Origin of the sequence: Tardiphaga sp. 172_B4_N1_3 (genome assembly GCF_052076035.1) — a bacterium.
Classification (GTDB): Bacteria; Pseudomonadota; Alphaproteobacteria; order Rhizobiales; family Xanthobacteraceae; genus Tardiphaga; species Tardiphaga robiniae.
The window spans coordinates 1006255-1032856 of record NZ_CP197238.1 but is presented as its reverse complement, the minus strand read 5'-3'; the positions used below and the strand labels follow the sequence as shown (position 1 = coordinate 1032856).

Annotated in this window: 24 protein-coding genes and 1 pseudogene; 12 read left to right on the top strand and 13 right to left on the bottom strand. The window is 61.1% G+C overall.

Annotated elements, in window-relative coordinates; translation table 11 throughout:
• Positions 1–42: 42 nt before the first annotated feature.
• A pseudogene (locus AB7783_RS04560) lies at positions 43–338 on the bottom strand (transposase); the annotation flags it as partial.
• Between the two features lie 153 nt (positions 339–491).
• Between AB7783_RS04560 and AB7783_RS04555 the strand changes: the two are divergent.
• The 6 genes from AB7783_RS04555 to AB7783_RS04530 all read left to right on the top strand — a co-directional run bounded on the left by AB7783_RS04555 (position 492) and on the right by AB7783_RS04530 (position 5996).
• The gene (locus AB7783_RS04555; RefSeq protein WP_441229294.1) at positions 492–1154 is read left to right on the top strand and encodes a response regulator; all 663 of its coding nucleotides are present in this window, start codon (positions 492–494) and stop codon (positions 1152–1154) included.
• Positions 1155–1211: 57 nt separating this feature from the next.
• Entirely contained in the window at positions 1212–2981 is a 1770-nt protein-coding gene (locus AB7783_RS04550) for a hybrid sensor histidine kinase/response regulator (RefSeq protein WP_441276978.1), read from the top strand.
• 522 nt (positions 2982–3503) lie between these two features.
• Positions 3504–3755, top strand: coding sequence for a hypothetical protein (locus AB7783_RS04545; RefSeq protein ID WP_309944641.1), 252 nt, complete (start codon positions 3504–3506; stop codon positions 3753–3755).
• Between the two features lie 143 nt (positions 3756–3898).
• Entirely contained in the window at positions 3899–4174 is a 276-nt protein-coding gene (locus AB7783_RS04540) for a hypothetical protein (RefSeq protein WP_441276977.1), read from the top strand.
• A gap of 293 nt (positions 4175–4467) precedes the next feature.
• Positions 4468–5673, top strand: coding sequence for an outer membrane beta-barrel protein (locus AB7783_RS04535; protein ID WP_441276976.1), 1206 nt, complete (start codon positions 4468–4470; stop codon positions 5671–5673).
• A gap of 11 nt (positions 5674–5684) precedes the next feature.
• Positions 5685–5996 (top strand): hypothetical protein, encoded by a 312-nt coding sequence (locus AB7783_RS04530; protein WP_120290907.1) that lies wholly within the window; start codon positions 5685–5687, stop codon positions 5994–5996.
• Positions 5997–6310: 314 nt separating this feature from the next.
• Here AB7783_RS04530 and AB7783_RS04525 read toward each other — a convergent pair whose 3' ends face one another.
• Positions 6311–6706, bottom strand: coding sequence for a hypothetical protein (locus AB7783_RS04525; RefSeq protein WP_441276975.1), 396 nt, complete (start codon positions 6704–6706; stop codon positions 6311–6313).
• A gap of 142 nt (positions 6707–6848) precedes the next feature.
• Here AB7783_RS04525 and AB7783_RS04520 point away from each other — a divergent pair, with 142 nt between their 5' ends.
• Positions 6849–7580, top strand: a complete 732-nt coding sequence (locus AB7783_RS04520) for a sulfite exporter TauE/SafE family protein (protein WP_439058053.1) — start codon at positions 6849–6851, stop codon at positions 7578–7580.
• Positions 7581–7622: 42 nt separating this feature from the next.
• On the opposite strand, the gene AB7783_RS04515 is transcribed toward AB7783_RS04520, so the two are convergent.
• The 4 genes from AB7783_RS04515 to ccmI are packed head-to-tail and all read right to left on the bottom strand — an operon-like array spanning position 7623 to position 11738.
• On the bottom strand, positions 7623–8087 hold the full coding sequence (locus tag AB7783_RS04515) for a cytochrome c-type biogenesis protein (protein ID WP_441279638.1): 465 nt from the start codon (positions 8085–8087) through the stop codon (positions 7623–7625).
• A gap of 37 nt (positions 8088–8124) precedes the next feature.
• Positions 8125–10107 (bottom strand): heme lyase CcmF/NrfE family subunit, encoded by a 1983-nt coding sequence (locus tag AB7783_RS04510; protein ID WP_441276974.1) that lies wholly within the window; start codon positions 10105–10107, stop codon positions 8125–8127.
• Positions 10104–10613: a cytochrome c maturation protein CcmE gene (gene ccmE / locus AB7783_RS04505; protein WP_309944653.1), complete on the bottom strand. Its 510-nt coding sequence runs from the start codon at positions 10611–10613 to the stop codon at positions 10104–10106. Before ccmE ends, AB7783_RS04510 begins: the two co-directional genes overlap by 4 nt.
• Positions 10614–10619: 6 nt before the next feature.
• Positions 10620–11738 (bottom strand): c-type cytochrome biogenesis protein CcmI, encoded by a 1119-nt coding sequence (gene ccmI, locus AB7783_RS04500; protein WP_441276973.1) that lies wholly within the window; start codon positions 11736–11738, stop codon positions 10620–10622.
• A 374-nt stretch (positions 11739–12112) separates the two neighbouring features.
• Between ccmI and AB7783_RS04495 the strand changes: the two genes are divergently transcribed.
• Together AB7783_RS04495 and AB7783_RS04490 are read left to right on the top strand one after the other, a co-directional pair.
• A complete protein-coding gene (locus AB7783_RS04495; RefSeq protein WP_184515565.1) occupies positions 12113–12730 on the top strand; it encodes a glutathione S-transferase family protein in 618 nt (205 codons plus the stop codon).
• A 59-nt stretch (positions 12731–12789) separates the two neighbouring features.
• Entirely contained in the window at positions 12790–14865 is a 2076-nt protein-coding gene (locus tag AB7783_RS04490) for an FAD-binding oxidoreductase (RefSeq protein WP_441276972.1), read from the top strand.
• 59 nt (positions 14866–14924) lie between these two features.
• Here AB7783_RS04490 and AB7783_RS04485 read toward each other — a convergent pair whose 3' ends face one another.
• From AB7783_RS04485 to AB7783_RS04460, 6 genes are all read right to left on the bottom strand, one after another.
• Complete coding sequence (locus tag AB7783_RS04485) at positions 14925–16304, bottom strand: hypothetical protein (protein WP_120290892.1); 1380 nt, start codon at positions 16302–16304, stop codon at positions 14925–14927.
• A gap of 99 nt (positions 16305–16403) precedes the next feature.
• On the bottom strand, positions 16404–16874 hold the full coding sequence (locus AB7783_RS04480) for an RT0821/Lpp0805 family surface protein (RefSeq protein WP_441276971.1): 471 nt from the start codon (positions 16872–16874) through the stop codon (positions 16404–16406).
• Between the two features lie 98 nt (positions 16875–16972).
• Entirely contained in the window at positions 16973–18349 is a 1377-nt protein-coding gene (locus tag AB7783_RS04475) for a sensor histidine kinase (protein WP_175367435.1), read from the bottom strand.
• Positions 18350–18371: 22 nt separating this feature from the next.
• Positions 18372–19037, bottom strand: a complete 666-nt coding sequence (locus tag AB7783_RS04470; protein WP_089267078.1) for a response regulator transcription factor — start codon at positions 19035–19037, stop codon at positions 18372–18374.
• Between the two features lie 76 nt (positions 19038–19113).
• The gene (locus tag AB7783_RS04465) at positions 19114–19701 is read right to left on the bottom strand and encodes a 3TM-type holin (protein WP_093758977.1); all 588 of its coding nucleotides are present in this window, start codon (positions 19699–19701) and stop codon (positions 19114–19116) included.
• Positions 19702–19703: 2 nt separating this feature from the next.
• Positions 19704–20489 carry a glycoside hydrolase family 19 protein gene (locus AB7783_RS04460; protein WP_441276970.1) on the bottom strand — a complete coding sequence of 262 codons (786 nt, stop codon included), beginning with the start codon at positions 20487–20489 and terminating at the stop codon, positions 19704–19706.
• Between the two features lie 278 nt (positions 20490–20767).
• Here AB7783_RS04460 and AB7783_RS04455 point away from each other — a divergent pair, with 278 nt between their 5' ends.
• The 3 genes from AB7783_RS04455 to AB7783_RS04445 all read left to right on the top strand — a co-directional run bounded on the left by AB7783_RS04455 (position 20768) and on the right by AB7783_RS04445 (position 24343).
• Entirely contained in the window at positions 20768–21925 is a 1158-nt protein-coding gene (locus AB7783_RS04455) for a methyltransferase domain-containing protein (RefSeq protein ID WP_441276969.1), read from the top strand.
• A gap of 347 nt (positions 21926–22272) precedes the next feature.
• Positions 22273–23100 carry an acyltransferase family protein gene (locus AB7783_RS04450; RefSeq protein WP_441276968.1) on the top strand — a complete coding sequence of 276 codons (828 nt, stop codon included), beginning with the start codon at positions 22273–22275 and terminating at the stop codon, positions 23098–23100.
• A gap of 235 nt (positions 23101–23335) precedes the next feature.
• On the top strand, positions 23336–24343 hold the full coding sequence (locus AB7783_RS04445; RefSeq protein ID WP_441276967.1) for a class I SAM-dependent methyltransferase: 1008 nt from the start codon (positions 23336–23338) through the stop codon (positions 24341–24343).
• A gap of 225 nt (positions 24344–24568) precedes the next feature.
• Here AB7783_RS04445 and AB7783_RS04440 read toward each other — a convergent pair whose 3' ends face one another.
• Positions 24569–26602: a DUF2793 domain-containing protein gene (locus AB7783_RS04440; RefSeq protein WP_441276966.1), complete on the bottom strand. Its 2034-nt coding sequence runs from the start codon at positions 26600–26602 to the stop codon at positions 24569–24571.

Below are 26602 nucleotides of genomic sequence, written 5' to 3'. Positions count from 1 at the left end.
GCCGGCCGCGGCAACAGCTGCACTAGTGGATTGACGCTTCTCCCGTTTGATAGCGACGAGGACGAGTTTGGGATTGGCCGTCCAGACAAAGGGCTTTGGATCGGCGTTGGTTTCGGTAACGAAGCGATCGATGGCGGCTTTGAGATCATCCACGGATCGGAACACGCCGCGTTTGAGGCGGCGTCTCGCAAGCTTTGCGAAGAAGCCTTCGACAGCGTTGAGCCATGATGCCGAGGTTGGTGTGAAGCGGAACGTCCAGCGGGATGCCGGGCCAACCATTCTTGCACCTTGGGATGTTTGCGGTTGGCGTAGTTGTCGATGATGGCGTGGATCGCCTTCGTGATTCAATGAGTCCTGAGCCTCAGCGACCATATGTAAAAATACGGCAACTCGCGTATTTTGTATTAAGGTCATCAGGCAAATGAATGCATGGATTCCAATCTTTGATTGGATCTGACTTATATCCTAGCGCCGTTGTAGCGGGGCGATGCATGAGCGGACTGCTGAGGACGATCATTGCTGACGATCATGCCTTCATTCGGGAAGGCCTGAAACAGCTTCTGTCGACCGTGGACAGGCTTACGGTCAGTGGAGAAGCGGCGGACGGTGAAGCCGTTCACCGGCTGCTGAACGAAAGCTCCGCCGATCTTCTCATACTCGATCTCGGCATGCCGGGTGTGAACGGGTTTCAATTCATAGCTAACCTGAGAACCGAATGGCCGGAGCTGCGAGTTCTTGTCGTGACCGCCAATGTTGAGCCACGTTCCATTCGGGCAGCGTTTTCTGCAGGCGCGAATGGCTATTTGACCAAGAGCGGCGATCCATCCGAACTCATCGCTGCAGTCGATGCCATCAGAAAAGGCAACGCCTATGTGGCGGAGGAGGTTCGTTTTGCGGTGGACCAGCATGACGGCCCGAACGACTCCCCGGAGCCCACGGCTGCGATCATATCTCCGGTCACGCTTACACGGCGCGAGCGGCAAATCCTGGGGATGATCCCTCACGGTGCCACCAGCCGCGACATCGCCAATCGGCTCGGCATTAGCCCGCTGACCGCCCGGAAACATCGCGAGAATCTGATGCGGAAGCTTGATCTGCACAGCGGTGCTGAATTGACAGCCTACGCAATTCGTCTCGGCCTTCCAGCGGGCTAGCGCAACGGCAACTCGCGAACGAAGCCGCCGCACCTACCGGCGCGCGAAGAGGTTTCGATGCAAGAAGACAAGATACGCGAGGCGCTCGTCGAGCTTTTGTATCGCAATTCCTACGGAGTGGTGGTCGCCAACATCCTCATCTCCCTGGCGGCAGCATACGTACTGAGGAGCGTCGTATCGGCGAGCTGGTTGATCGGATGGCTCGGCGCGTTGTATCTGCTCACTGCCATACGCGTTCTGGCGGCGCGCCGGTTCTTCAACCGAGATAGAGAGCCGACGTCCGCGTTGCGATGGGCCTGGCTCGCGGCTGCGTTTTCCTGCGTGTCAGGCCTGCTGTGGGGAATGCTCGGCTGGGTTGGGTTCCTTCCCGAGGCGCCCATTCCTTTTTCATTCACGGTCATCGTTTTGACCGGTCTGATCTGCGGCACCGTCCCGTCGCTCTCGGCCTTTCCGCCTGCTCTCGTCGGTTCGATCGTCGCAACGGTGCTGCCAATCACGGTACGCTCTATTACCAATGGAGGTGATATCTCCGGCGCATATCTCTCCCTGCTTGCGGGGCTTGTGGCCATCAATCTTTATTACTGCCGCACGACGTACCACATGCTGCGTGAGACCATCAGGTTGCGCCTGGAAAATGTCGAACTGGTGAGCCACCTGCAGGAAGAACGCGACCGCGCGCAAGCAGCCGATCGTGCGAAAACGCGTTTCCTTGCGGCCGCCAGTCATGACCTGCGCCAGCCGATCCATGCCTTGAGTCTACTGATCGCCACGCTCGCGGCGCTGGGTCACCGAGGCGCTGTTGCATCCGGCGATGCTCGCGATCTGGCCGGCAAGGCAAAATCCATTGTCGGCAATCTCAGCGCCCTCCTGAATGGACTGCTCGACATCTCCCGGCTCGATGCCGGCGTCGTCACTGTTGCGAAGGAGACGGTGAATTTGTCCCAACTTTTCAATCAACTCGGCAACGAATTCGCGCCCGTGGCGAAGGATCGCGGCCTTGATTGGCGTGTTGTTGAAAGCCGTCTGCTGGTGGACAGCGATCCCATGATGCTGAAACGGGTTTTGGACAACCTGCTGTCGAACGCTTTTCGATACACGAGATTCGGCGGCGTTCTGCTCGGCTGCCGTAGGCGCGACGCTTCGGTGGAAATCCAGATATGGGATACCGGCCCCGGCATCCCCGCAGATCAGCAAGCAATGGTGTTCGAGGAATTCGTACAATTGCAGAACCCGGCGAGGGATCGCGCGCTTGGCCTCGGCCTTGGCCTCGCCATCGTTCGCCGCACCGCCGTGCTGCTGCAACACCCGCTAAAGCTGGTCTCCGTCACCGGGCGCGGCTCGATGTTTTCCGTTACGGTTCCGATAGCCAGTGCGGTGGAAACTCCCTTGCCCGACAACAAGGCATCACCAGCCGGCATCGCCGTCGGCATCATGGTCGTGGAAGACGAGAGGGATGTTCTCGATATCATGGTCCAGTTGCTCACACTGCAGGGGCATCGCGTCTATGCCGGCCGATCTGCCGCCGAGGTGCAACAGATTCATGCCGAGGCGATCGAGGCCGGCAAGGCACCGGTCGATCTGATCATTGCCGACTACCGCCTCGGAGATGGAGCTACGGGCCTGGACGTAATCGAAGCTCTTTGCGCCCATATCGGCCGCTCGGTCCCTGCCGTTATCGTGACCGGCGATACCTCGCCGTCGCGGATCAAGGAAGCCATCGCCAGCGGTCATCGTATTCTGCACAAGCCGATCACCGGCGAGGAATTGCACGAAGCGATCGTTACAGCCTGTGTTGACGGCAAGGAATCAATCGATAGCGGTCGCTAAAGGCATATGTAGCTGCCCCGGATTGGCGATCACCCGGCCACGGTTGAGATCGCGTCTCCGCGCTGATCTCCCACGGCGCCACCGTCTGCAGCGGCGCAAAGCCTTTCGACACCAGAGCGTTTTCCAGCGAAGTGGACCCGATTCGCGTCAAGAAAACGTGTCAGAATAACGAATCTAGAGCCCCGTTTCGATTCTATCGAAACGGAAAAGGCTCTGGCCTCCTTACCGACGACGAAATACGGCATCTGCCGTATCGCTTGCGACTGAACCCAACGATATCTTTCGTGCCGACTGGGCACGCTAGAACAGCGGCAGATTCTGAATTCGGCAGTTGAGAGCAGAAGTGTGCCATCAACGGAGCTATCAAGACGAGCAGCTTCGCTTCGGGAAGTCTCGCACGACGACGGCGGCCTTCGAGGATGAGTTCTCCAACGTGACGCGCAGCTACGCAGGCGAAAGTGTCGCGCGGTACCAGTGGTGAGCAGGGAATGTCGAGTGAATGTCACACAGGAGATATCTGACATGTTCATGAAACAAATTGCCGTAGTTGGTGCCGTCTTGGTGTTGGGCGGCTACTTGGCGGCCTCAGATGGCGCGCTGGCCGAAGGTCAAGGCGGGCTTGGCCATCGCCCCTCGCAGACGGTCAAAAACGGCACGCCAAATCTCGCCGGTCCGCAGACCAAATCGCCCTCAAACTCCTTGTCCGGTTCGACGATCCGCAACGGTAACAGCGCTTCTGGCCCCTATAAACCTGTCTTGGGATACAAGTGGTGAGCGGCATGCCGGCGAGCGCGTTCCTCTAGCTATTATGAGGCAACGGCGACGTTTTGATTCCAAAGTCGGTCGCATGAGTGGCGAAGTGCACGTCAATCGATTGACCGCGAGGATGAGTGGATGTCACACAGGAGATATCTAACATGTTCATGAAACAAATTGCCGTAGTTGGCTCTGTCTTGGCGTCGGGTGGCTACTTGACCGCCTCAGACGACGCGCTCGCCCAAAGTCAGGGCGGGCTTGGCCAGCGACCGTCATACACGATGAAAAACGGCGCGCTAAATCTCTCGCAGACCAAACCGCCCTCAAACTACTTTTCCGGTTCGCCTTCCTCCGGCTCGACGATCCGCAACGGTAACAACACCAACTTCGGCCTCAACGGCCCCTATGTCGGTCTGAAGTATATCGGAAAACAATAACCGACCAAACCGCGGCTACGACCTGGTCGTTTCGGGGGCGCCTCCAGGCGGCCTTTTCTATACTAGCAAACAAAATACGGGCCGCCCTCGCCGCGGCTACTCCGTAACCGGTGCATCATTCCTCCACAGACCAGCCCTGTTTGGGGGAACATTACTGACTTTGAAATTTGTCCGTAATGCTGTGAAATGCGTTCTGGAATTTTGGGCGGCGGGGGTATTTTATGCGACTATTAATTCCCGGTGCGGTCGTGGTTGCGTGCGGAGGTGCTCCAGGTCAGGCGCTTGCAGCCGATATGCCGATAAAGGCCGTTGTGCAGTCGATCGATCAGTTGTGGAACATCAGCTACAACAGCGAAGTCCGCTATTTCAGTTGGCGGAATACCCGAGGCTTTCCGACCAATGCTGCCCCCCTGAACGGCGTCGGTCAGGGAACGCAACTTTACGCGCCGATGTCACTGTCGTTGACAGGCAATCCCAACCCCAATTGGAAACTCGAATTCGTGCTGCGGGGGGGCTTTGTCTCTTCGTCGCAATCAACATCCGGCGAACGCGGCTCGGTCGATACGCCGGTCGATACGCAGCTCTCGGGCACCGCCACTTACAATGGCTTCACCGGCTTCCAGCCCTTCGTCGCAATGCTGATCAACGCCCCGACCGGAACGTCCGCACTTTACGGTAACTCGCGCTTCGCGCGCATGGACGGCGATCTCGTCGACCAGGGCACCTATGGCGAAGGCTGGAATTTCGGACCGACTGCGGGCGTCAACATTCCGCTGTCGCAGGCGCTGATTTTGACCCTGTCGAGTGGCTATACCCAGCGCAACCCCTTCAACAAGGAAGCCCTCAACCCGATTACGGGCCTGACCACCGATACCATCAGTATCAAGAACGGCGACGAGGCAACCGTGACAGCCGCGCTTGGATATTCCAATGGGCCGCTCTCGCTGCAGGGCTCCGGGTCCTATTCCTGGGACGGCATCTCGCAATCCGGCCAGTTCGGCATGCTAGGCTACGACAAGTACAGGGTCGGGCCGCGCACGACGATTTCCGGCAGTGCATCTTATGCCTTTGATCAAAGGTGGTCGATCTACAGCGATGGTTTCTGGACCCATACCAACAAGAATGAGATTCTTGATCCTGGCGGGTTGGCCTTGATTCCGGAAGGGTTCAATTCCAACAGCAACCTGTATAGGGTCAATGCCGGATTGAACTACAGATTTGCCAATGGCTTCACCGTCGGCCCCACCGCGGGCTATCTCTATCGCGACCACGATGGTTATGATGCTGCGACGTTCAGCTTCGTGCCGGCCAAGACCCGCTGGGCGGTGGGCGGAGTCGCCAACTACAATGTCACCAACAAGATCAACATCAATGGCAGGATCGAGCGGGTCTGGATTCGGGAGAATGAAACTCCGGGACCGCCGGCCTTCGCGCCGTTAGTGCCATTCATGTCCGGCGACGCCTGGGTCGTCGCCGGCGGCGCAACCGTGAATTTTTGAGAGAGGCCGACATGTCAAAACGTTTCAACACCGGCCTTCTCGTCACGCTCGCTTTTGGAGCCAGCGTCCTTACCAGTTCGATTGCCGCGGCCCGATTCACATGCGCCCCCGGACTCGAGAATGTGGCAGGCACCTGCGTGACTGCCGGCCTTGCCGGATCGATGCGATTGCGCAGTGTCCTGATGAACCAATTGAAGATCGGCTATAACCTGCCGATACCGCCACAATTGGAAAACACCTATCCGAAGAATTTTGACGTCAACCGATTTGAATTTAGCCAGCGCGGCAACTTCAGAACCCGCGCGTCTCCCCTTTCGCCCTAGGTGTTCAGTCCCGAGGTGAAGTGGAACGGATTGAGCCGAAAGCGGTATGGCTCATTTGCCCAGGCCGTACAGATGGCTTCATGGGCAGTGAGGCCGCGTCTTCAGCCGCCTGGCGAAGTTGTAGCTGTTCAGGAAAGCCGCGAGCCGATGCTCGATGCCATGACCTCGACAGGTCCGGTCGAAGGGATGGCCGCGCCAACTGGCGGTTGGCCGCCCCTCACCAGCGACATCCGGCAGGCGGCTGATCCCGTGGCGCTAAGAAATAAACCAATGACGGTTGCTAAAAGGATGTGTAGCTGCCCACGGATTGGCGATCACCCGGCCACGGTTGAGATCGCGTCTCCGCGCTGATCTCCCACGGCGCCACCATCTGCAGCGGCGCAGGGCTTTTCGACATTAGCCTCCTTGCCGACGACGAAATACGACATCTGCCGTATCGCTCGCGTATGAACCCAGCGATATCGTTCGCCCCAACTGGACGCGCTTGAACAGCCGATCTTGAATTCGGCAGTTGGAAGCAGGAGCGCGCTTTCAAAGTGACAGTCGAATTTTCCGAACGCGTGCAAGAAGGAAATTTGGATATGGCAGTTACCAAGAGCTCCCACATCCGTCGACCAACGCCTCCTCCGTCTCCTCTCAAAGCGTGGGCAATCGCTGTCCTGGCTGGCTTCGGCATTTTGCACGTTGTCGGAGGATACATGCTGAACCACGTGTCGAGTATCCAACCTATCGAAACGGCAACAACGGCGATCCACGGCGACTAGATGGATTGGTTGTTGTCACTTGAGTGAGTTCGGACGCCCCAGCGGTCCCGCTATTGAAGACGATCACCGTTCCAAAGGAAGCGATGCCATGTCAGACATAGCGGCTTATTTGACGCTAAGCGGGGCGGTTTTTGCGGGCGCGTTCGTTTCCGGCCTTTCCGGGTTTGCGTTCTCGGCGGTCGCCGGCGCTGTCCTGCTACACGTTTTTCCGCCTATGGAAGCTGTGCCATTGATGATGGCTTGCAGCATCACTGTACAAGCGGCCACTCTGTTTGCGCTACGCAAGAGCATGCAATGGAAAACCAGCCTCGTTTTCATCGCGGGTGGATTGCTGGGCATTCCGATCGCGATCTATCTCCTGCAGAATGTAGGCACTGGAACTTTCAGACTGGGTTTTGGAGCTCTCGTATCGCTTTACGCGACATATGCCTTGTTCCGGCCAACGCCTGCCTATTCGCGTGAGATGGAGAGCCAGAGCAGAAACGCGCTGGTGGGGTTTGGTGGGGGACTGGTCGGCGGATTGACGGCGATGCCCGGCGCACTTCCTGCGATCTGGTGCGACATCCATGGTCTCCCGAAAAATCAGCAGCGCGGTCTGGTTCAACCCTACATCGGGGTGATGCAGCTTTTCGCCCTTGCTCTCATGCTTTCGCACCACAGCCTTTCGTTAAAGGTCTTGATCAACTTTGGCATGTCTCTACCCGCCTTGGCTGCTGGAACGGCTTTAGGCATCGTCCTGTTCGGACGGGTCAACGAAGCAGCCTTCAAACGAATTATCCTGGGCTTGTTGCTGTTCTCGGGACTTTGCCTTGTGATCTAGATGCGAGCTCTCAATAGTCGGCTGCTGGCCGGGGTCGGCGAACTAAACCGGCTTGTCCTGCACCGTTTCCTTGGCAATCAGCCGCTCGATCCGCGCTTCTTCCTCGGCGGTGAGCGTCATCACGGCATCATCATCGCCTGCAGCCCTGCCCCGCCGCCGGTTGTGCCACCATAGCGCAACGCCACCACCGATCAGCACCAGTGGCGTCAGCAGCCACAGCAGCAGCGTGTGCAGGTTGAGCCGCGGCTTCAGCAGCACGAATTCGCCATAGCGCGCCACCAGGAAATCCAGCACCTGCTTGTCGCTTTCGCCAGTGGCGATACGCTCGCGCACCAAGAGGCGCAGGTCGCGCGCCAGCGGTGCATCGGAATCGTCGATGGACTGGTTCTGACAGACCATGCAGCGCAGCTCCTTCGACAGGTTGCGCGCGCGGCCTTCCTGGGCCGGGTCCTTCATGATCTCGTCGGGCTGCACCGCATGCGCGAGCGGCGCAGCGAGCAGGAACATGACGGCGATGAGGCCTGCGACAAAGCGTGTCACGCCATCACTCCGCCGGCTGTAGTGCGCGCGATGCCTTTGCCGGCTTCGGCGCGCCGACGCGTAGCCGCCGGTCGGACAGCGACAGCAGCCCGCCAAAGGCCATCAGCACCGGCCCCCACCAGATCATCAGCACCAGCGGCTTGTGATACATCCGCACGGCAACTGCGCCGCCGGCGGCCTCCTCACCGAGCGAGATATAAAGCTGGCTGGCGCCGCGCGACAGCAGCGCGGCTTCCGTGGTGGAGGACTGCCGCGCGGTGAAGTTGCGTTTCGACGGCGTCATCTCGCCGATCTCGTCGCCGCCGCGCGTCACCTTGAAACGCGCGAGGCTCTCACGGAAATTCGGCCCCTGCCGCTGCGTGACGTCCTTGAGCGTGAGCTCATAGCCGGCAAGCTTCGCCACATCATTCGGCTGCATGGTGCCGATATATTCGGTATTCCAGGTGCTCTCGCAGACGATACCGATCAGCGCGACGCCGATGCCGGCATGGGCGAAGGCCGTGCCCCAGGCCGCGCGCGGCAATCCGCGCGCACGGCGGAACGCCGCACCGAACGGTAAACGAAACAGCATGGTGCGTTCGGCGATATCGACGATCGATCCGGCGATCACGAACACGCCGAGCCCGATCGCCAGCGGCGCCAGCGCCGCGCCGCCGGTCGTCCATGCCCAGACCAATGCCACCGCCAGCAGCGCGGCAATGCCGGCCGCCATCAGCCGCTGCGTGACGCCTCGGAGATCGCCGCGTTTCCACGCCAGCAGCGGCCCGAACGGCATCGCCAGCAGCAACGGCACGAATAGCGGGCCGAATGTGAGGTTGAAGAACGGCGCGCCGACAGAGATTTTCTCGCCGGTCAGCATTTCCAGCGCCAGCGGATACAACGTGCCGATGAACACCGTCGCGCAGGCCGTGGTGAGGAACAGGTTGTTCAGCACCAGCGCGCCCTCGCGCGAGATGGGCGCGAACAGTCCGCCCTGCTTCAGCGACGATGCACGCCACATATACAGCGTCAGGCTGCCGCCGATGAACACGCACAGGATCAGCAGGATGAACACGCCGCGCGTCGGGTCGGTCGCAAAGGCATGAACCGAGGTGAGGACGCCGGAGCGCACCAGGAAGGTGCCGAGCAGCGACAGCGAGAAGGTCAGGATCGCGAGAAGGATGGTCCAGACCTTCAGCGCGTTGCGTTTCTCCATCACCACCGCGGAGTGCAGCAACGCGGTGCCGGACAGCCATGGCATCAGCGAGGCGTTCTCGACGGGATCCCAGAACCACCAGCCACCCCAGCCGAGTTCATAATAGGCCCAATAGGAGCCCATCGCAATGCCGAGCGTGAGGAATATCCATGCCACCAGCGTCCATGGCCGCACCCAGCGCGCCCAGGCGGCATCGATGCGGCCCTCGATCAGCGCGGCGACAGCAAAGGAGAATGCGATAGAGAAGCCGACATAGCCGAGATAGAGCATCGGCGGATGCACCGCGAGGCCGATATCCTGCAGCACCGGATTGAGATCGCGGCCCTCGAGCGGCGGCTGCGCCAGCCGCAGGAACGGATTCGAGGTCATCAGGATGAACAGATAGAACGCCGCGGCGATCCAGCCCTGCACCGCCAGCACATGCGCGCGCAGCGACAGCGGCAGATTATTGCCGAAGGCAGCGACGAGCCCGCCGAACAGTGCGAGGATCGACACCCACAGCAGCATCGAGCCTTCGTGGTTCCCCCACACGCCGGTGATCTTGTAGAGCAGCGGTTTTGCGGAATGCGAATTCTCGAACACGTTGGCGACCGAGAAATCCGACGTGACATAGAGCGTCGTCAGCGCGAGAAACGACAGCCCCGCAAACAGCAACTGCGCCAGTGCCGTGGAGCGCGCGACATTCATCAATGCGGGATCGCGCAGGCGCGCACCGATGATCGGCACCGTCGACTGGATCAGCGCCAGCGCCAGCGCCAGCACCAGTGCGTAATGTCCGGCTTCGGCAATCACTGCAAAACACTCTGTTTTGCAGGCGTCACCATGGGCTTGGCGGCGCCCTGCGACATCACCGGCTTGCCGCCCTCGCCTTCCTGCCAGCGCCCCTGTTTCTTGAGCGCGTCAGCGACTTCCTTCGGCATGTAGTTCTCGTCATGCTTCGCCAGGACCGTATCGGCCTTGAACACGCCCGACGCATCCATCGCGCCTTCGGCAACGACGCCCTGCCCCTCACGGAACAGATCCGGCAGGATGCCCTTGTAGTTCACCGGCAGCGTCGCACCGCCATCGGAGACCTTGAAGCTCACGGCGAGATTATCCCCGCGCACCAGCGAGCCCTGCTCGACCATGCCGCCGAGGCGAAAGCGCTTGCCGACCGGGATCTGCTTTTCGGCAACCATCTGCGGCGTCGAGAAGAACACGATGGAGTCGCGCAGCGCGTTCAGTACAAGTCCGGCCGCGATGGCGAGCACCACCAGCGCTCCACCTATCATCGTCAATCTTCGCTGCTTGCGCGTCATTGGAAGTCACCCATCCAGCCCGGAGTCCTTCAGGCCATCGTTCAGCTTGCGCAGCCGCTCGGCATCCGTGCCGACCGCCTCCCGTGCATCCGCCAGCGCGCTCTTTGCCTTGTCGCGCTCACCGAGCACCATATAGGCACGCACCAGCCGCAACCATCCCTCGACATCGCTGCCATCCTGCTTCAGCCGCGTGGCAAGCCGGTCGACCATGCCATGGATCATCGCATTGCGGTCGCCTGCATTCATGCCCTGTACCGACGCGATCGTGTCTTCCGACAGTGCCGGCAGGTTCGGGCCTGACTTCGGAGCGCTGCCGCCGACACGCGCCAGGGCCGCCGTGACCACCGGACGCCACGGCGCATCCGCAGGTCCCTTTGCCAGCATGTCGCGCCAGATCACCGCCGCGTCGCTGCCACGCCCGTCCTGCTCGGCCGCGAGGCCCAGGAAGTAGCGTGCCTTCACCTCACCGGCGTCGAGCGCGACAGCCCGTTCGAATTCGGTCTTGGCATCCGCGGTGATGACACCATTGGCGGCCATCGCCATGGCCTCGCCGAGATCGGCGCGGCGCGCGGCCGTATCGCCGGCATAGGTGATCGCATTGCGGAACGCGCGCACCGCATCGTCGGTACGGCCGATCTTCGCCAGCACAGGCGCCAGCACGGTCCAGCCACGGCCGTCGGTCGGGTTTTTCTCGAGATGCTGCTCGACCTGTGCGACGAGATTGTCGAGCGGCTGGGTGGGACTGGGCGACTGGTTGCGCGCGGCGAGCGGAAAGTCCGGCATGGCAGGCGAGCCGAGCGGCAGATAGAAGCCGATGGCCAGCAGCGGCAGGCCGATCAGCGCCACCAGCGCCACCGCGCGGCGAAAGCCGGGACTGCTGCCTACGGACGCCGCGCCCTCGGCATCGACGGCTGCCAGCAGACGGCGGCTGATCTCGACACGCGCCGCTTCCGCCTCGGTCGGCCCGATCAGGCCGGCGGCGGTATCGCGGGTGATTTCAGCGAGCTGATCCCGGTAGACAGTGGCCTCGGTGCCCCCGGCATCGGAGCGGGTCCGGCCAAGCGGCCACAACACGGCGAAAGTCGCTGCGGCGGTCATCAAGGCGAACACAAACCATAAGGCCATCAATGGGTTCCGGCGTAGTCTTGAGTCGATCTAAACGACGTCTTTGCCGGGTTACACCATGGCCGCCGACGCCGCGCAATTGACTTTTATGCCATCGCGACGTCCAGCCGCTTGTTCTGGATCAAGGATTGCGGCGGCTGCGAGCCCGCTTTCCGAGTAATGCCCCCTCCGCGACGTGGATGCCCTCCGGGAAGACCCATCAACGCGATTGATGAAACCGCTATCGGGCCTGTCGCGCGCCGACAAAGGCCGCGGTTATTTCATCCGGCGCAATGATGAAGTGCGCAGAGCGTGCATTCTCGCGCGCCGGATCATGAAGCAACTTGCATTCGCTGAACGGGAATGGACCCGACCACGAATTCAGGATCACAATCATGAAGCTCTATCACCATCCACTGTCCGGCCACTCTCATCGCGCGCATCTGTTCGCTTCGCTCCTTGGCCTGCCCCACGAACTCATCGAGGTTGACCTGAAGTCGGGCGCGCACAAGACGCCGGATTTCCTTGCGCTCAATCCGTTCGGTCAGGTGCCGGTCCTCGATGACAGTGGCACCATTGTCTCCGACTCGAACGCGATACTCGTTTATCTCGCCAAGACATCCGGCCGAACCGAGTGGCTGCCCGATGATGCGAAGGGAAGCGCGGCGATCCAGCGCTGGCTGTCCGTCGCTGCCGGCCAACTGGCCTATGGTCCTGCCGCTGCACGGCTGATCACCGTTTTCGGCAGGAACTTCAATCCGGAGGAAGTCATCGAGCGCGCGCACGCCTTGTTGGCACTGGTCGAAGCGCATCTCGCCGATCGCGACTGGCTTGTCGGCAATGGTCCGACCATCGCGGATGTGGCGCTCTACAGCTACATCGCAAGCGCGCCGGAAGGAAATGTCGATCTGTCCGGCTATCCCAAGGTGACCGCCTTCTTGCGCCGCATCGAAGCGCTGCCCGGCTTCGTGCCTTTCGCCAAGACCCCCGTCGGCCTCGCCGCTGCGGCTTAACTGCGTGTGTCGGGCGTATCCAGGCATACGCCCGACACCGCCGACGAGAGAGCGGACCGATGACCGATATTATGTTGCTATCAAAACTAGACATCTGGCACGCCGGCGAGAAGGCGATCCAGGAAAAGGTCGGCGTTTCGGCTCACATGGACGAGCTCGGCAGGCGTATCGTGCGCGACTACATGCCGACGCAACACCGGGATTTCTACGCCCAGATTCCCTTCATAGCGCTCGGCAGCGTCGACGGCGCAGGTGACGCATGGGCCACATTTGTCACCGGCAAGCCCGGCTTCATCTCATCGCCAACAGCGCAATCACTCGATATCGATGTCGTCAGGGAGCCAAGCGATCCCGCCAGCGAAGGGATGCACGAGGGCGATGCAATCGGCCTGCTCGGCATCGAACTTCACACGCGCAGACGCAATCGCGTCAACGGCATCATCGGACCATCGGACAATAACGCGATCCACTTCGACGTCGATCAAAGCTTCGGCAATTGCCCGCGCTACATCCAGCTCCGCGATTATGAGTTCGTCCGCGATCCACGCGAACCGTTTACGGGAAATATCGAAGAGAAAGCCGAAATCGACGCAACGGCACGCCGCATGATCGAAGCCGCCGACATGTTCTTTGTCGCGTCCTATGTCGAGCGAGAATCCCGTCGACAGGTCGACGTCTCGAGCCGCGGTGGCAATCCCGGTTTCGTTCGCGTTGCCGACGACGGCACGCTCACAATCCCGGATTTCGCAGGCAATCTGTTCTTCGCCACGCTGGGCAACATCCTCATCAACAGCAAAGCCGGGCTCTTGTTCGTCGATTTCGAGACCGGCGACGTCTTGCAGATGACCGGTGACGCCCGGGTTGTACTGGACTCCCCGGAGATCGCCGCCTTCCAGGGTGCCGAGCGCCTCTGGCAATTCAACGCGCGGCGTGTCGTTCTTCGGCGCGGTGCCCTGCCCCTGCGCTGGTCGTTCCGACCGGACGGATGGGCGCCGAGCACACTCATGACAGGCAGTTGGGAGCAGGCAGCCGGTCGTCTGCGGGCTGCAGAACTTGCGACCAAATGGCGGCCATTCAAGGTCATCAACATCGTCGATGAGAGCGCAACGGTCAGGTCGTTCCATCTGGAGCCGACCGACGGCGCCGGTCTCCTGCCTCATCGCGCTGGGCAGTATCTCCCGATCAGACTGCCCATTGACGGCGCGGAGAAGACCACCATCCGAACCTATACGCTGTCGGTCGCGCCTTCGGATCACGTCTACCGCATCAGCGTCAAACGCGACGGACTGGTGTCGCAGCGGCTACACGACGGCATCAATATTGGCGACGTGATCGAAGCAAGGGCGCCCGCCGGTGAATTCACGATCGATGCCGCTGAGGCGCGACCAGCGGTGCTTCTGGCGGGCGGCATCGGCATCACGCCGATGCTCGCGATGCTGCGGCATGTGATTTACGAAGGGCTGCGGACGCTCAAGATTCGACCGACCGTGCTTTTTCAGGCAGCCCGTTCGAAGAACGAGCGTCCCTTCGGCAACGAATTGGATGAGCTTGCGGCCTCCGCTGGAGACGCAGTCCGGGTCATCCGAGTTCTCGGCGACATCACGGATGCCGAAGAAGGTCCCGACTACGACGCTGCGGGGCGTATCGACATGGCCCTGCTGTCACGGTTCATGCCGGTTGGCGACTACGATTACTATCTCTGCGGACCTTCCGGATTCATGCAGTCGATCTATGACGGTCTTCGTGCACTGAACATCGCTGACAACCGTATCCACGCCGAAGCATTCGGCCCCGCGTCACTGGTGCGAACCGTCGACAGCCCGGCGACAGCGCCGGCGCGCCAGCCATCGTCGTCGGCATCGGTGCATGTCGTGTTCACAGAGTCATTGAAGGAAGCGCGCTGGACACCAGAGTCGGGATCGTTGCTCGACCTCACGGAATCGCGCGGCCTGAGCCCCGATTTCAGTTGTCGGGAAGGACATTGCGGCACCTGCCGAACGAAGCTTCTGGCGGGAGTGGTGACCTACGTCAAAGAGCCAGCCGCTGCGGTGGCCGACGATGAAGTCCTGATCTGCTGTGCCGTTCCGGCCGCACAGAACGGCACCGAAGCCAATCGCATTCAATTGGCGCTCTGATCTTGGGATCAGGCGATGCGGATGTCACATCGCCGACGAGCCATTTCGCATCGCCTGGCCTAGCCGGCCCGCTTCGGCTTGCGCTCGACCACGACCATGGCCTGTTCGGCGGCGCGGCTCATCAGCGAGGCATATTCCTGGCCGAACAACACCTGGCAGAAGCGGATCGCGGCCTTGGCCTGCATCTGCCGGTAGCTACGGACGCGGGCATCGCCGGCGCGCAGCGACTGCACCAGCGACTCCGTGGACTTCTCGACATATTGCTGCAGGTCGGAATAGGTCCGCAGCGTCACCTCGTTGATGGCGAGTTCGCTGGCATAGGTCCGGCACACCGCGACGAAATTGATCAGCGCCACGGTCTCCTCGACCTCGGCGAAATCGATCGTCGCCGTCGCGGCAATATCCTTGTCAGGGCGCTGGCGCAGCAAACGCCGCACCCTGCCCGGCACGCTCTCGATCTCCGACTGCAGCGTCGAGGAAATCTCCACCCGGATCGACGCCATCTGGCGGCCCCAGGTACTATCGTTGCGCATGTCGAGTTCGGTGCGCAAGCCACGCACACCGTCATGGGCGACCTTGAGATGTTCGGGGGCGCTGTCGAACTTGCCGCGCCTGATATCGGAGCGCAGTTCGGCCGCGACGCGATTGAGATCGGACAGCGCCATGGTCACGGCGACACCATAGGGCGTGGCGGCCACGCGGATTTCATCGTCCGAGGCCGCGATCTTTACCGCCAGACGAATGATCTGCCATGGCGCCGCCAGCCGCTGCATCACCAGCGACAGTGCGAAAGGCAGCACCTGCGGCGTGGTCAGCGTCGGCACGTTCAGCGCGCTATTCACCGAGGCGATCTGGCTATCGCCGAAGCTGCGCAGCACGCTCGGCAGCTTGCCCGCAAAGCCGTCGAGTTGCTCGCGCGCCTTCAGCACCGCGCCGATGGACGGCAGGTCCTCGACCGCATGGGTCGGCCCGATGCGGGCCGCGCCGCGATTGCCCGATGTGGCAGTGGTAATGGCGGCTGCTGCCGCCTGCTGGAATTTCTTGACGGCGCGCTCGATGTCCGAAGCGCCCGGCTCGGGCGATACGGTGACGGCCGCCTCGAACTCGCGCACGGCGTCTGCGGCGTCGCGCTCCAGCCACTGCCAGATCGGCAGCAGCGAGGCGCGCCGGATCTGTCCGGGCCGGACATTGCCCACACCTTCGACAAGGAACGGCTCGAGCGATTTGAAGACGAGACGGGTAGGATCCTCGACGCGCGGGCGCACTGCATTCTCGTGGCCGCGAACCACGCCGCGCAGCAGGTCGAGCACGAAATTGGCGACCACGACGTCTTCGCCGCGCTCGATCGCGCGCTCATATTCGCGCATCAGCAGCATCTGCGACTGCTCGGGCAGTTGCGCCAAATACTCCCGCAAGCGATCGATCGAGGTTTTGTTCATGCAGCCTAGGAATCCGTGCTTTCCGGTCGATCTACAACCGAAAATCGCCACCGATTTTTGTAGCAGGCGCCGCGTTAAGAAGGCGTTGAGGAACCGGGATCAGGCCGCCGCCCAGGTGCCTTCGGGGCTGCGGCAGGCGGTACCGCGGGCGGTCTTGAGATCACCATTGACGGTGACCGTGTGGGAAAAACCGCGGCATTCCCGGCCCTTCTGGTTATAGGCCGGTCCGGCGACAATATTGCCATAGCGTCCCGACGTGGCGTTGCGCCAGGGCACCGGAGCGCCGGGTGCACCGCGGTCGAGGGCGGCGATCTGGGCCTCGTAGGCCAGCCGGCGGTCCTCGTCGTTGAGCTGGGCGCCGAGTTTGGCGCCGATCAGCCCGCCAAAGGCGGCATTGGTCACCGCGACTGCTGCGTTTTCCTCGGACAGGCCAACGGCCGACTTGGTGCTGCTATAGGCCCGGGCGATCGTATCGGTGCCGAGGCCCAGCCCGCCGTCCGACGTCGTCACGTCGCACCCACCCAGCGCCAGCGCAACAGCGACAACACAGAAAGCGTTGAACTTGACCATGGACCGCAGACCCCGAACGCAAACCGGAACACAGGAAACGTCAAAGACGTTACGAACGGGATAATTCGGGCGACAACGGGGCGCAACAAGGCCGGAACTCAGACACCCGGCAGTACCAGCTCCGCCCGCAGCCCGCCGATCGGCGCCTTGCCGAGCGTCAGGCTACCGCCATAGAGCGCGGCCAGATCGACCACGATGGACAGACCCAGACCTGACCCCGGCTTGGTCTCGTCGAGCCGCTGGCCGCGGCGCGCGACCTGGGCGCGCTCGGTATCGGACAGCCCGCGTCCGTCGTCATCGACGATGATCCGCAGCTTCGACGCCGGATCAGCACCGCCGGTGCGCTCGACCTGCACGCCGATGGTGACATGGGAGTCCGCCCATTTGCAGGCGTTGTCGACGAGATTACCGACCATCTCCTCGATGTCCTGTTTTTCGCCGCGGAATTTCGCCGCGGCATCGGCCTCAAGGTCGATGGTGATGCCGCGATCCCGGTGAATCTTCTGCATCGTCCGGCACAGCGCCTCCAGCGCCGGCGCGACATCGGTGACAGTGCCGACGATGGTGACGCGCGCCGCGATCCGCGCACGCTCCAGATGATGCGTCACCTGATCGCGCATCACATCGGCCTGCTCCAGCACCTTGCTCGCAAAGGGATCGACACCCCGGCTGTTCGCCTCGTTGACGATCACCGACAGCGGCGTCTTGATGGCATGGGCGAGATTACCGACATGGGTGCGCGCGCGCTCGACGATGGCGCGGTTTGCATCGAGCAGCGCGTTCATCTCGCCCGCCAGAGGTGAGATCTCGACAGGGAATGTGCCCTCCAGCCGCTCGGCACGGCCGGACCGGATATCGGCAATGGCATCCGACATGCGCTTCAGCGGCGCGAGGCCGAAGCGGACCTGGAAGATCGTGGTGAGCACGAGCACGATCGAGAGTGCAGCGAAAGTGCCGCCAAGATAATAGTCAAAGGTGCGGGTTTCCTCGAAAATCTCGGTGGCGTCGCCGGCAACGCTGATGCGGAATTTGCCGTCGGCGCCGAGATCGACGGGACGCTCCACCATGCGCAGGCGCTGGTCTTCCGGCCCGTCCACATAGCCCTGGCGGATGCCCGACGCCGTCAGCTCGACGCCCTGGTCTTCGAGCTTGGGCAGCTTCTTGTCCCACAGCGAGCGCGAGGCCCGCATCTCGGTCTTCGCGCCTTCGGTGGGTGCGATTTCCCAGTACCAGCCCGACAGCGGCAGTTCGAACAGCGGCTCGCCAAGCGATGGCGTATCGTGATCGGGCGCGTCCGGCGGATTGGCAACTTCGGCCACCAGGGTACGGAGATAGAGATTGAGGCGGCGATCGAAGGCGCGCTCGGTGGCGCTGCGATAGACCGAGGACAGGACGATGCCGGTGATCAAGAGGATCACCACCACCCAGGCCGTCGCCGACAGGAACAGCCGCGTTGCGAGCGAGCTGTTGCGCATCAGCGCATGATCCCGGAGATGATCACGGCTGCGGCGGCGTGAGCAGATAGCCGAGGCCGCGCACGGTCTGGATGATATCGACGTCGAGCTTCTTGCGGATACGGCCGACGAACACCTCGATGGTGTTGCTGTCGCGATCGAAATCCTGATCGTAGAGATGCTCGACCAGTTCGGTGCGCGAGATCACGCGGCCGGTATGGTGCATCAGATAGGACAGCAATCGGTATTCATGCGACGTCATCTTGATCGGATTGCCGGAGACGCTGACGCGGCCGGTGCGGGTATCCAGCGACACGGGTCCGCAAGTGAGTTCGGACTGGGCGTGGCCGGTGGAGCGGCGTAATAGCGCGCGGATGCGGGCCAGCACCTCTTCGAGGTGGAACGGTTTGGCGACATAATCGTCGGCGCCGGCATCGAAGCCCTGCACCTTGTCACTCCAGCGGTCGCGGGCGGTGAGGATCAGCACCGGCATGATGCGGTTGTTGCGGCGCCAGGCTTCCAGCACCGAGATGCCGTCCATCTTCGGCAGGCCGATATCGAGCACAACAGCGTCATAGGGCTCGCTGTCGCCGAGGAAATGCCCCTCCTCGCCATCGAAGGCGCGATCGACGACATAGCCGGCATCGGTCAGCGCCGTGGTGAGCTGACGGTTGAGATCGGGATCATCTTCGACAACAAGCAGGCGCAAGTGACTTCTCCGCGTTCACAATCCGAATTGATGCCCGGACGCGTGAACACTCCATGAATGGCGACGGCCGCCAACCTTACTTTTTCTTCACACCGTCTTTAACCGTCAGCGCCTTGACCAGCTTCTCGACCATGCCGGGCGAATCCTGCCCGGTCAGTGCACTGACCTTTTCGCGGGTGCGGCCGCTGATATAGACGCCTAGCACGCCGAACCGGAACCCCCAATAGGTCACCAGGAGCGCTGTGGCGTTGACCAGCGCGTTGATGGTCTGGATGTCCCCGGTCCAGAATTCGTGCATCAGCACACACCAGAGCGCGGCGCATTCTACCGTCAATTCCAGCGCATAGGCCGGCCGCCACCAGCGCTGCAGCGGATCGTCGCTGGCGATCTCGGCGCGGATCGTCGCCTGGGTCTCTGATATCGCCGCGCGCTGGGTCTCCGCCTCGGCGCGGATCATGTCAGCCCAATGCGCCTCGGCCTCCGCCAGCCTAGTCGGATCGGCCGCCGGCAGTGCCGCCTGCACCGCCGCCGGCGTCAGCGTCACCGAGCCCACCGCCTTGGCGAGGATCTCGCCGGCCACACCGCCGAGCGGACCGCCCAATGCCGTCCCCAGCATCGGCGCGCCCAACGCAATCACCTGTTTGGCAAGGTCACCCCAGTCCATGGTCATGTCCTCCGGAAGGCCGCGACAAGCGCGGCAATGAAAGTGGAAAGATTGGTAGGCTTATTGGTGGGTTTGGCTGCCGGCAGTTCGGGCACCAGCGGCGGCGATGCGATCACGGGCGGTAGCCCCACGGACGGCGCTGGCGCCAGCGACGCATCGCGCAGCGCAGCCTTCCATTTCGCCAGCCAGGCCTTGCGCTCGGCGAGACCCACGGCGCCGCCATTCAGCCGCCTTGTGACGCCGACGACATCGTCAGCTTTCGCAAATGGCAGGCAGCCGCAATTGATGAAATCCGACACAGCGCAAGTGAGGAAGTAACGCGGATCGATCAGGTAGTCGGGATGACTGACCACATCGATGCCCGTGGCCTTCCTGACCCGCTCATAGCCTTCGCGGCCCGTCGTCTGCGATCCGCCGCGCCCACGGAAATTCCAGCCGTCGTCGGAGCCGACGGCATTGCCCATGCGGCCGTTATAGACCTTGTTGGCGAGCGCCCGCGGATTGCCGGCATAAGGTGCGGCACTCGCCATGGTCGGAAAGCGCGACGGCCAGACCTGCATCATCCGCCCGGCGCTGTAGTTCATGTTCTCGACGACGTCGCGCCCTGCTCCGCATTCGTGGCTGATTTGCGCCATCACATGCGCGGCGAGCGAAGGCGTGGAGATGCCGTATGTCGCGAACGCACCGGGCGCGGTTGCGATGATGCCGGCCCTGAGCCCCGGCACCTTTTGATCGCCATTCGGCCATAGCCTATCGAGCGCCTGCTTCAACGCCTCCAGATCGGTCATTTTGGATTTTCCATTGTCATGAAATCAACAAGTCGCCCCAGGAGCGGGACGGCTTTGAACTTGTGCAGTGCGGCTGATTCAAAGGGATCGTGGCCCGCCAAGCATTGTCCGCCTCACATTAATGCGATAGCCAATGGCGTGGCCGACGCCGCCGCGTATGGCGAACGAACTAGCCGCCACTGCTATGCGCGCCGCCGCGCGCATGCTTGAGAGGAACGATGAAGTCAATTTTGCTTGGTTTGCGCGAACGTGCGCTTCACACCACCAAGATGCTCTCAATGCTGGAGCGCATTGCCAGCAAGGTCGGCGCCGATGGTGAGGGAACCACCGCAGCGGCCGGATCTCAGCCCAACTTTCCCGATATCAGTCACGTGCTGCACGACTCCCGCTCGGCATTCCTGCGCGCGATGCCGCGCGTGTCTGGAACCATCATGAGCGCGGGCTGTGCCGGCACCTGGTATTTCGACTGGGTGGCATCGCGAACGACGCATGCCGGGCGCCACATCGGCATCGAGTTCTACAGCCTCAAGCCTGATGACCTCCCCAAGAATGTCGACTGGATCGTGAACACGGTCGGCAACATGGAGGGCGTCAAGGATGAGGAATGCGAGCTCGTATTTTCGGGTGAGAACCTCGAGCATCTCTGGCCCGAAGACGTCATCGGCTTTTTCCTCGAAAGCTGGCGCGTGTTGAAGCCTGGCGCTGTTCTCGTGGTCGACAGCCCCAACCGTTTGGTGACCGAACCGCTGATCTGGAGCCATCCCGAACACACCATCGAGTTTACTCCCGATGAAGCGCGGCGACTTGCCGAACTGTCCGGCTTTGAAGTCACCGCCATGAAGGGCATCTGGATCGCCAGAGACCCGGACACAGGGCGCGTTCTGCCGCTCGCGCCCAATGACAGCCCGGAAGACTGGCCCGTCGTCGAGCGCATTGCCGCCGCGTCCATTCATCCGAACGACTCGCTGATCTGGTGGATGGAAGCCAGAAAGATTGGGACTCCCAAGCCCGACGAACTGAAAGCCTTCGTCGATGGAATCTTCGCGACCGCCTGGGTGGAACGATCCGGCAGATTCCAGACCCTGATCGGCACGCGCGCGGCGGGCAACAAGTCCGTCTCCTCTGCAGCCGGCGCCTCCGGCGTCCTTGTCTATGGCCCTTACATGCCATTGAAGGCGGGATCTCATTCGGCAAGCTTCAGCATCAAGGCCGAGGCAATCGCCGACAAGAACACGGTCGTTGTCCGCTGCGACGTCCTCGGCAACAAGGCGCAAGTCCTGGCCGTCAAAGAACTGACGGCTGACGATCTCGCCCGACAGAATGGCGAGGTGCGGCTTGAGTTTGACCTTCCCGAACTCGAATTCGGCATCCAGGCCCGATGCATATCCACCGGGGTAGCCGCTTTGGAATGCAGGCTTCCGGTGGTCATTCTTTAGTGAGCCAGCGACGCTTCGGGTGTAGGCGCTGTGACTCCAGCTTACTCCCTGAAGCGTTCATCTATGCATAGTTAGCCGGTCGCATAAGGCTGGCCGAAACTCGCATTGTCGCGTCAAGGGCAAAACGCCTTAAGCCGGAAGCCCTGCACCCACGCGACGATTCGTGACGCCATTTTCAGGCTTCTCAGACTGGATAATCCCCGCCTTGCATGTTTACGCAATAGGTGAGCGACTATAGGTTACTCGGCTAGAGGCAAGGGGCTGGGCGTGGGAACTTTACGTTTTGTATTGGCTATCGTTGTTGCGTTGTCACACACCGGCACGGTGTTCTTGGGCTACACACTGGCGTGGTTGCCGTCGTATCTTTCTTCATGATCAGCGGCTACGTGATGGCTCTGCTGATCGAGAAGCACTACGGTTCAGTTGGCCGCGTCGGACACTTTTATCTAGATCGCGCCGCTCGCCTCTTCCCTCAGTTTTGGTGGTACTGCCTCCTTGGAGGATTGGTGCTTTGGTGGACCGGCCACAGGGACGTGTTCTCAAGTGGTTGCACCGGAGGCAAGGTCGCTCTTAACGCACTCGCTATTCCACTCAATTTCTTTCAGTTCGGGAACCTCGAGAGCTGCATGCTCATTCCACCAGCCTGGAGTCTCGGGCTTGAGATCACCTTTTATCTTGTTGCTCCATTTTTTCTTCTCTCACCCAAAACGCGATGGATATCGCTGCCCGCATCGCTGCTTGTTTTTGGAGCGGCCTACGTCGGTGCGATTGACTCCGACATGTTCGGCTATCGACTACTTCCGGGCGTGCTGTTCATTTTCTTAACGGGCGCTGCATTTTCCGGACGCGACCGCTTATCGAAAATCATACCCGTTACGGTGTGGGCATTGGCTGCTTTATCTGCAGTATTCTTTCCACCGAACGACACGACCTCACCAATGATAAAAGAGGTTCTTTTGGGTGTGGTTTTTGCTGTTCCCGCGCTTGCGATCACACGACGACTACCTCACTCCAAAATTGACGACATGCTCGGAAATCTAAGCTATGGGATTTTTCTCAACCACTTCCTGATCATATGGGCACTTCGACATTTTGGCTACGAGGTGGGCTGGGCGTATTTCCTCATCCTGTTTTTTTTTCCTCAGCCACACTCGCGACGATTTCTTTTTACCTGATAGAAAGGCCCATAATCTATTGGAGGAGATTGTTGCGCGTGCGCAAAGACCTAAATCTCGACGCCGGCCTGAACCCAACCACAAGCGATGTTGAAATAGAGGGGCGATACGCCGCCGGACGCTAGCCTTGTAGAGCCGCTCAAGTTAGGCCAGAACTATCTCTAACTGACGCGGACGACGGCCGCTTTACGTGCTTGGGTTGTACAGATAGAATCCCATCACACGGAGCGCGATAATGTTCAATACAGGCCTACTGGCACCATTTCTGAAACGATCACGGCGCCCGCCGGAGCCTCAGCAAGTAGTGCATACTCCCGAGCCTGTGCAACCTCTGGCGCCATCGGCACCAGAAATGCGCAAGTTCTCATCGATTGAAGAGTTTGATGAGTTCGACCGTGAACTTCGCGCAACAGGCGATCGTGACATGGTCCACATCCTGTCAAACAGCTATCTGATGCCGACCGAAATCAATCATTTTCCGAGTGACCCGTTTTCAGAGGAATACACACAAGCTGTTCTTGCACTTCACGCAAGGATATCAGGCCGATCGAATTACGACGCTCGGACAATGGAATTGTCCCCGATCAGCTTCGAAGAAATGATCGCAACGCCTTCCGCTTACCAAGGGTCCAGTGAATGGCTAGGAAACCACTTGGAGAGTTACGGGCACGTCGTCAAAAAACTCGACGTCAAGCCAGGCATGTCAGTAGTCGAGTTTGGGTGCGGGGATGCCGAAATATCACTGCATCTTGCGCGCCTTGGATGTTCCGTGACCGTCGTCGATATCGAGAAGACTTGCATCGATGTCGTGCGGGAAAAGTCTCAAAGAATGAAGCTCAACGTCGAAGCAATCCATGGCGGCTTTGACGCTGACCTCGGTGACCAGAAATTCGATCGCGCCTTCTTCTATCAATCCTACCACCACGCGATACGGCATCGTGAATTGCTGGGCCACATTGCATCGATGTTGAAGCCGGACGGATTCATCGTATTCGGCCCTGAACCGATTGTCGCCTCGGACGGGCCGTGGAGAAACGCCGTCCCTTATCCATGGGGGCCGCGTTTTGACGGATTGTCTCTGAGGGCTATGCGGTCCTATGGATGGATGGAATTAGGTTTCCAGGAAACGTACTTTGAGGAAATGCTGCGGAGAGCCGGCTGGTCATATGATCTGCAAAAATCAGAAACCAACGGCCTCGTTTTCAGCGTAGTTGCGAAGCGAATTTCCGCCACACTTTGCTAGAGACTCTGAAAACATCAGAATTGTTGCCGATCATCGCACACCAACGTCCGGACGTTAAGAGCCATCGCAACGTCTCCTCCAGCTGCATATTGGTGACGCCGAAGCTGTCGTTGCCGCAATGCATCGAAGCCTATCAGGCCAAATTCTGCATGATCGGAATTTTCGTCGCACCTCCAAGCTACCAGATGATCAAATTGGGCGGTGCGATTTCACGTTGGAACGCAACTATATCTCCGCGTTCAATATTATCCGAGCAATAGCGGCGCCGTTGGCTTGCAGGTTTCCAGCTTGCCCCGCCGTAGCGCCGGAGACGGTGAGCGCTATTTGGATAGCGACCTCTGAGCTCGTAGCAGTGGAGATTGCGGATCCTGGAAACAGGCCTGCGGCAGTTGCCGCAATGTAGTTTGCAGCGGCTTGAAATGTTGGAATCGGAACTGATCGCATCCGCGGAAATAGATAATTTGCATAAAACAACGTAGGTGATGAAACATAGCCGGCGGCGACCAAGTCGTAAGACACCACTCCTTTCGAACCTAGTGAGCGGCAATAGTACTCGCATAAGCGAACCTCCCGCTCGTACATCTGCTGGTCATACGTCGTCGCGACCCCGCCCTCCTCCAACTGCACGTTGGTGACGCCGAAATTATCCGAGGCTGTGTACGACTTGTCATCGTTCCAGATCATGACGGCGATATTGTTGAATGACGATCCGAGCGTCACCGTTGCGGAATACTGGGCCGATGATGTCGTGACGCCAAGGTTCACGGGTGCGTTCCTGAACGCCCAGTTAGCCGCGAGGGTTGGCGTGACGCCGTCCGCGCCCCAGGACGCGACGGGATCGCCGGACGTGGCGTCTTCCGCGCCGGTCCATTCCAGTATCCCTATTTTCATATTGCCCAGACGCATACTGCTGACTTGCATCAGCATCGACAGCGTCACGGCCTTGCCCCGCAAATCCTTACAATTGCGCCCCTCGATGATCTGGAAGAACCCGCCCTTGTCCGTCGTGCCCGAGAACTGGAAGACCGCGCCGGGAACGTTGCCGCCCGCCGCATTGAAATTGTCGGCGAAGATGGTGGCCGACGTGAACTCGCCGATCATGCGCCACCGGTCGGCACTATAGGCGTTGTCGGTCACGCCGCCTCCTGCGCCGCGCTGATTGATGGCGAACTGGCCGTTGAGGATGCGATTGCGGCCGAGCACGCCGGCATTGGCGCGCGCCTGCGCCTGCTGCGCGGCCGTGAGGGACTGGGCGCTGTCGGCACGGATGCTGGTGCCGCCGGAGATCGATTGCCAGCGGGCGGCGGTGCCGTTGTAGCGCAACAGGGCGCCCTGCTTCGCCATCAGCGTGAGATGGCCGCCGAACGCGAACCTGTTGGCCGCTGCGGATGCGGCGCTATCATCCAGCAGGGTGATCGGCTGGCCGCCGACATTGATGAGGCTGACGATGCGCCCCTCGCTGCCACCGGCCAGCCCCGAGACGCTGCGCGCCGCATCGGCTGACAGCTGCAGCACCGCAGCACCGGCGACGCCCGCCGGGCTGTAATCATTCACATTCGCAGTGATCTCGGCCGGCGCCACCACGCCGGTCAGCAGCAGCCCGCGCGGCAGCGTGGCATTGCCGCTCGCCGGATCAACCACCAGGGCCTCGACCCAGCCCGATCCGTCCGGCGAGACCTTCAGCTTGAACGCATCGGAGCCGATCAGGCCGAATTCCGCGCGGCCGGAATAGGCATCCGAGAACACCACCGAAGCCGCGCGCGCAGCACTGTCCTTCGAGACCTGCACCCGCATGTCGCCGGTGCCGGCATCGGCCGCGCCGATCGCTGCAAACAATGCGGCATTGGATTTGACGCTGAGCAGATTGCTGCTGTCGGCGGAGATATTGATGCCGAGATGCGGCACGCTGTCCAGCGAGGGTGAGCCCACTGCACGCCACAGCGCACCATCGAACACCATCATCACGTCATCGGCCACCGACCAGACGCACCAGCCGGCTTTCGGCACGAGGAAAGCCCAGGTACCGTCCTGCCACGTGGCGATGGCCAGCGCATGGCCGCTCCAGGCCCCTGACGCCCCGGCCGCCACGATATGCCGTGCGCCCTCGCCCGGCGATGCCGGCGGAACGGTTCGCGTCACATCGAGTACCGAGATCTGGATCGCCGCGTCGAGAATGCGCAGCGCTTCGTTATGGGTGACGTGTTTCTGCGCCTGCCCGCTCTCGATGAAGGGCAGCTTGAGATTTGGCGTGTCGGTCAT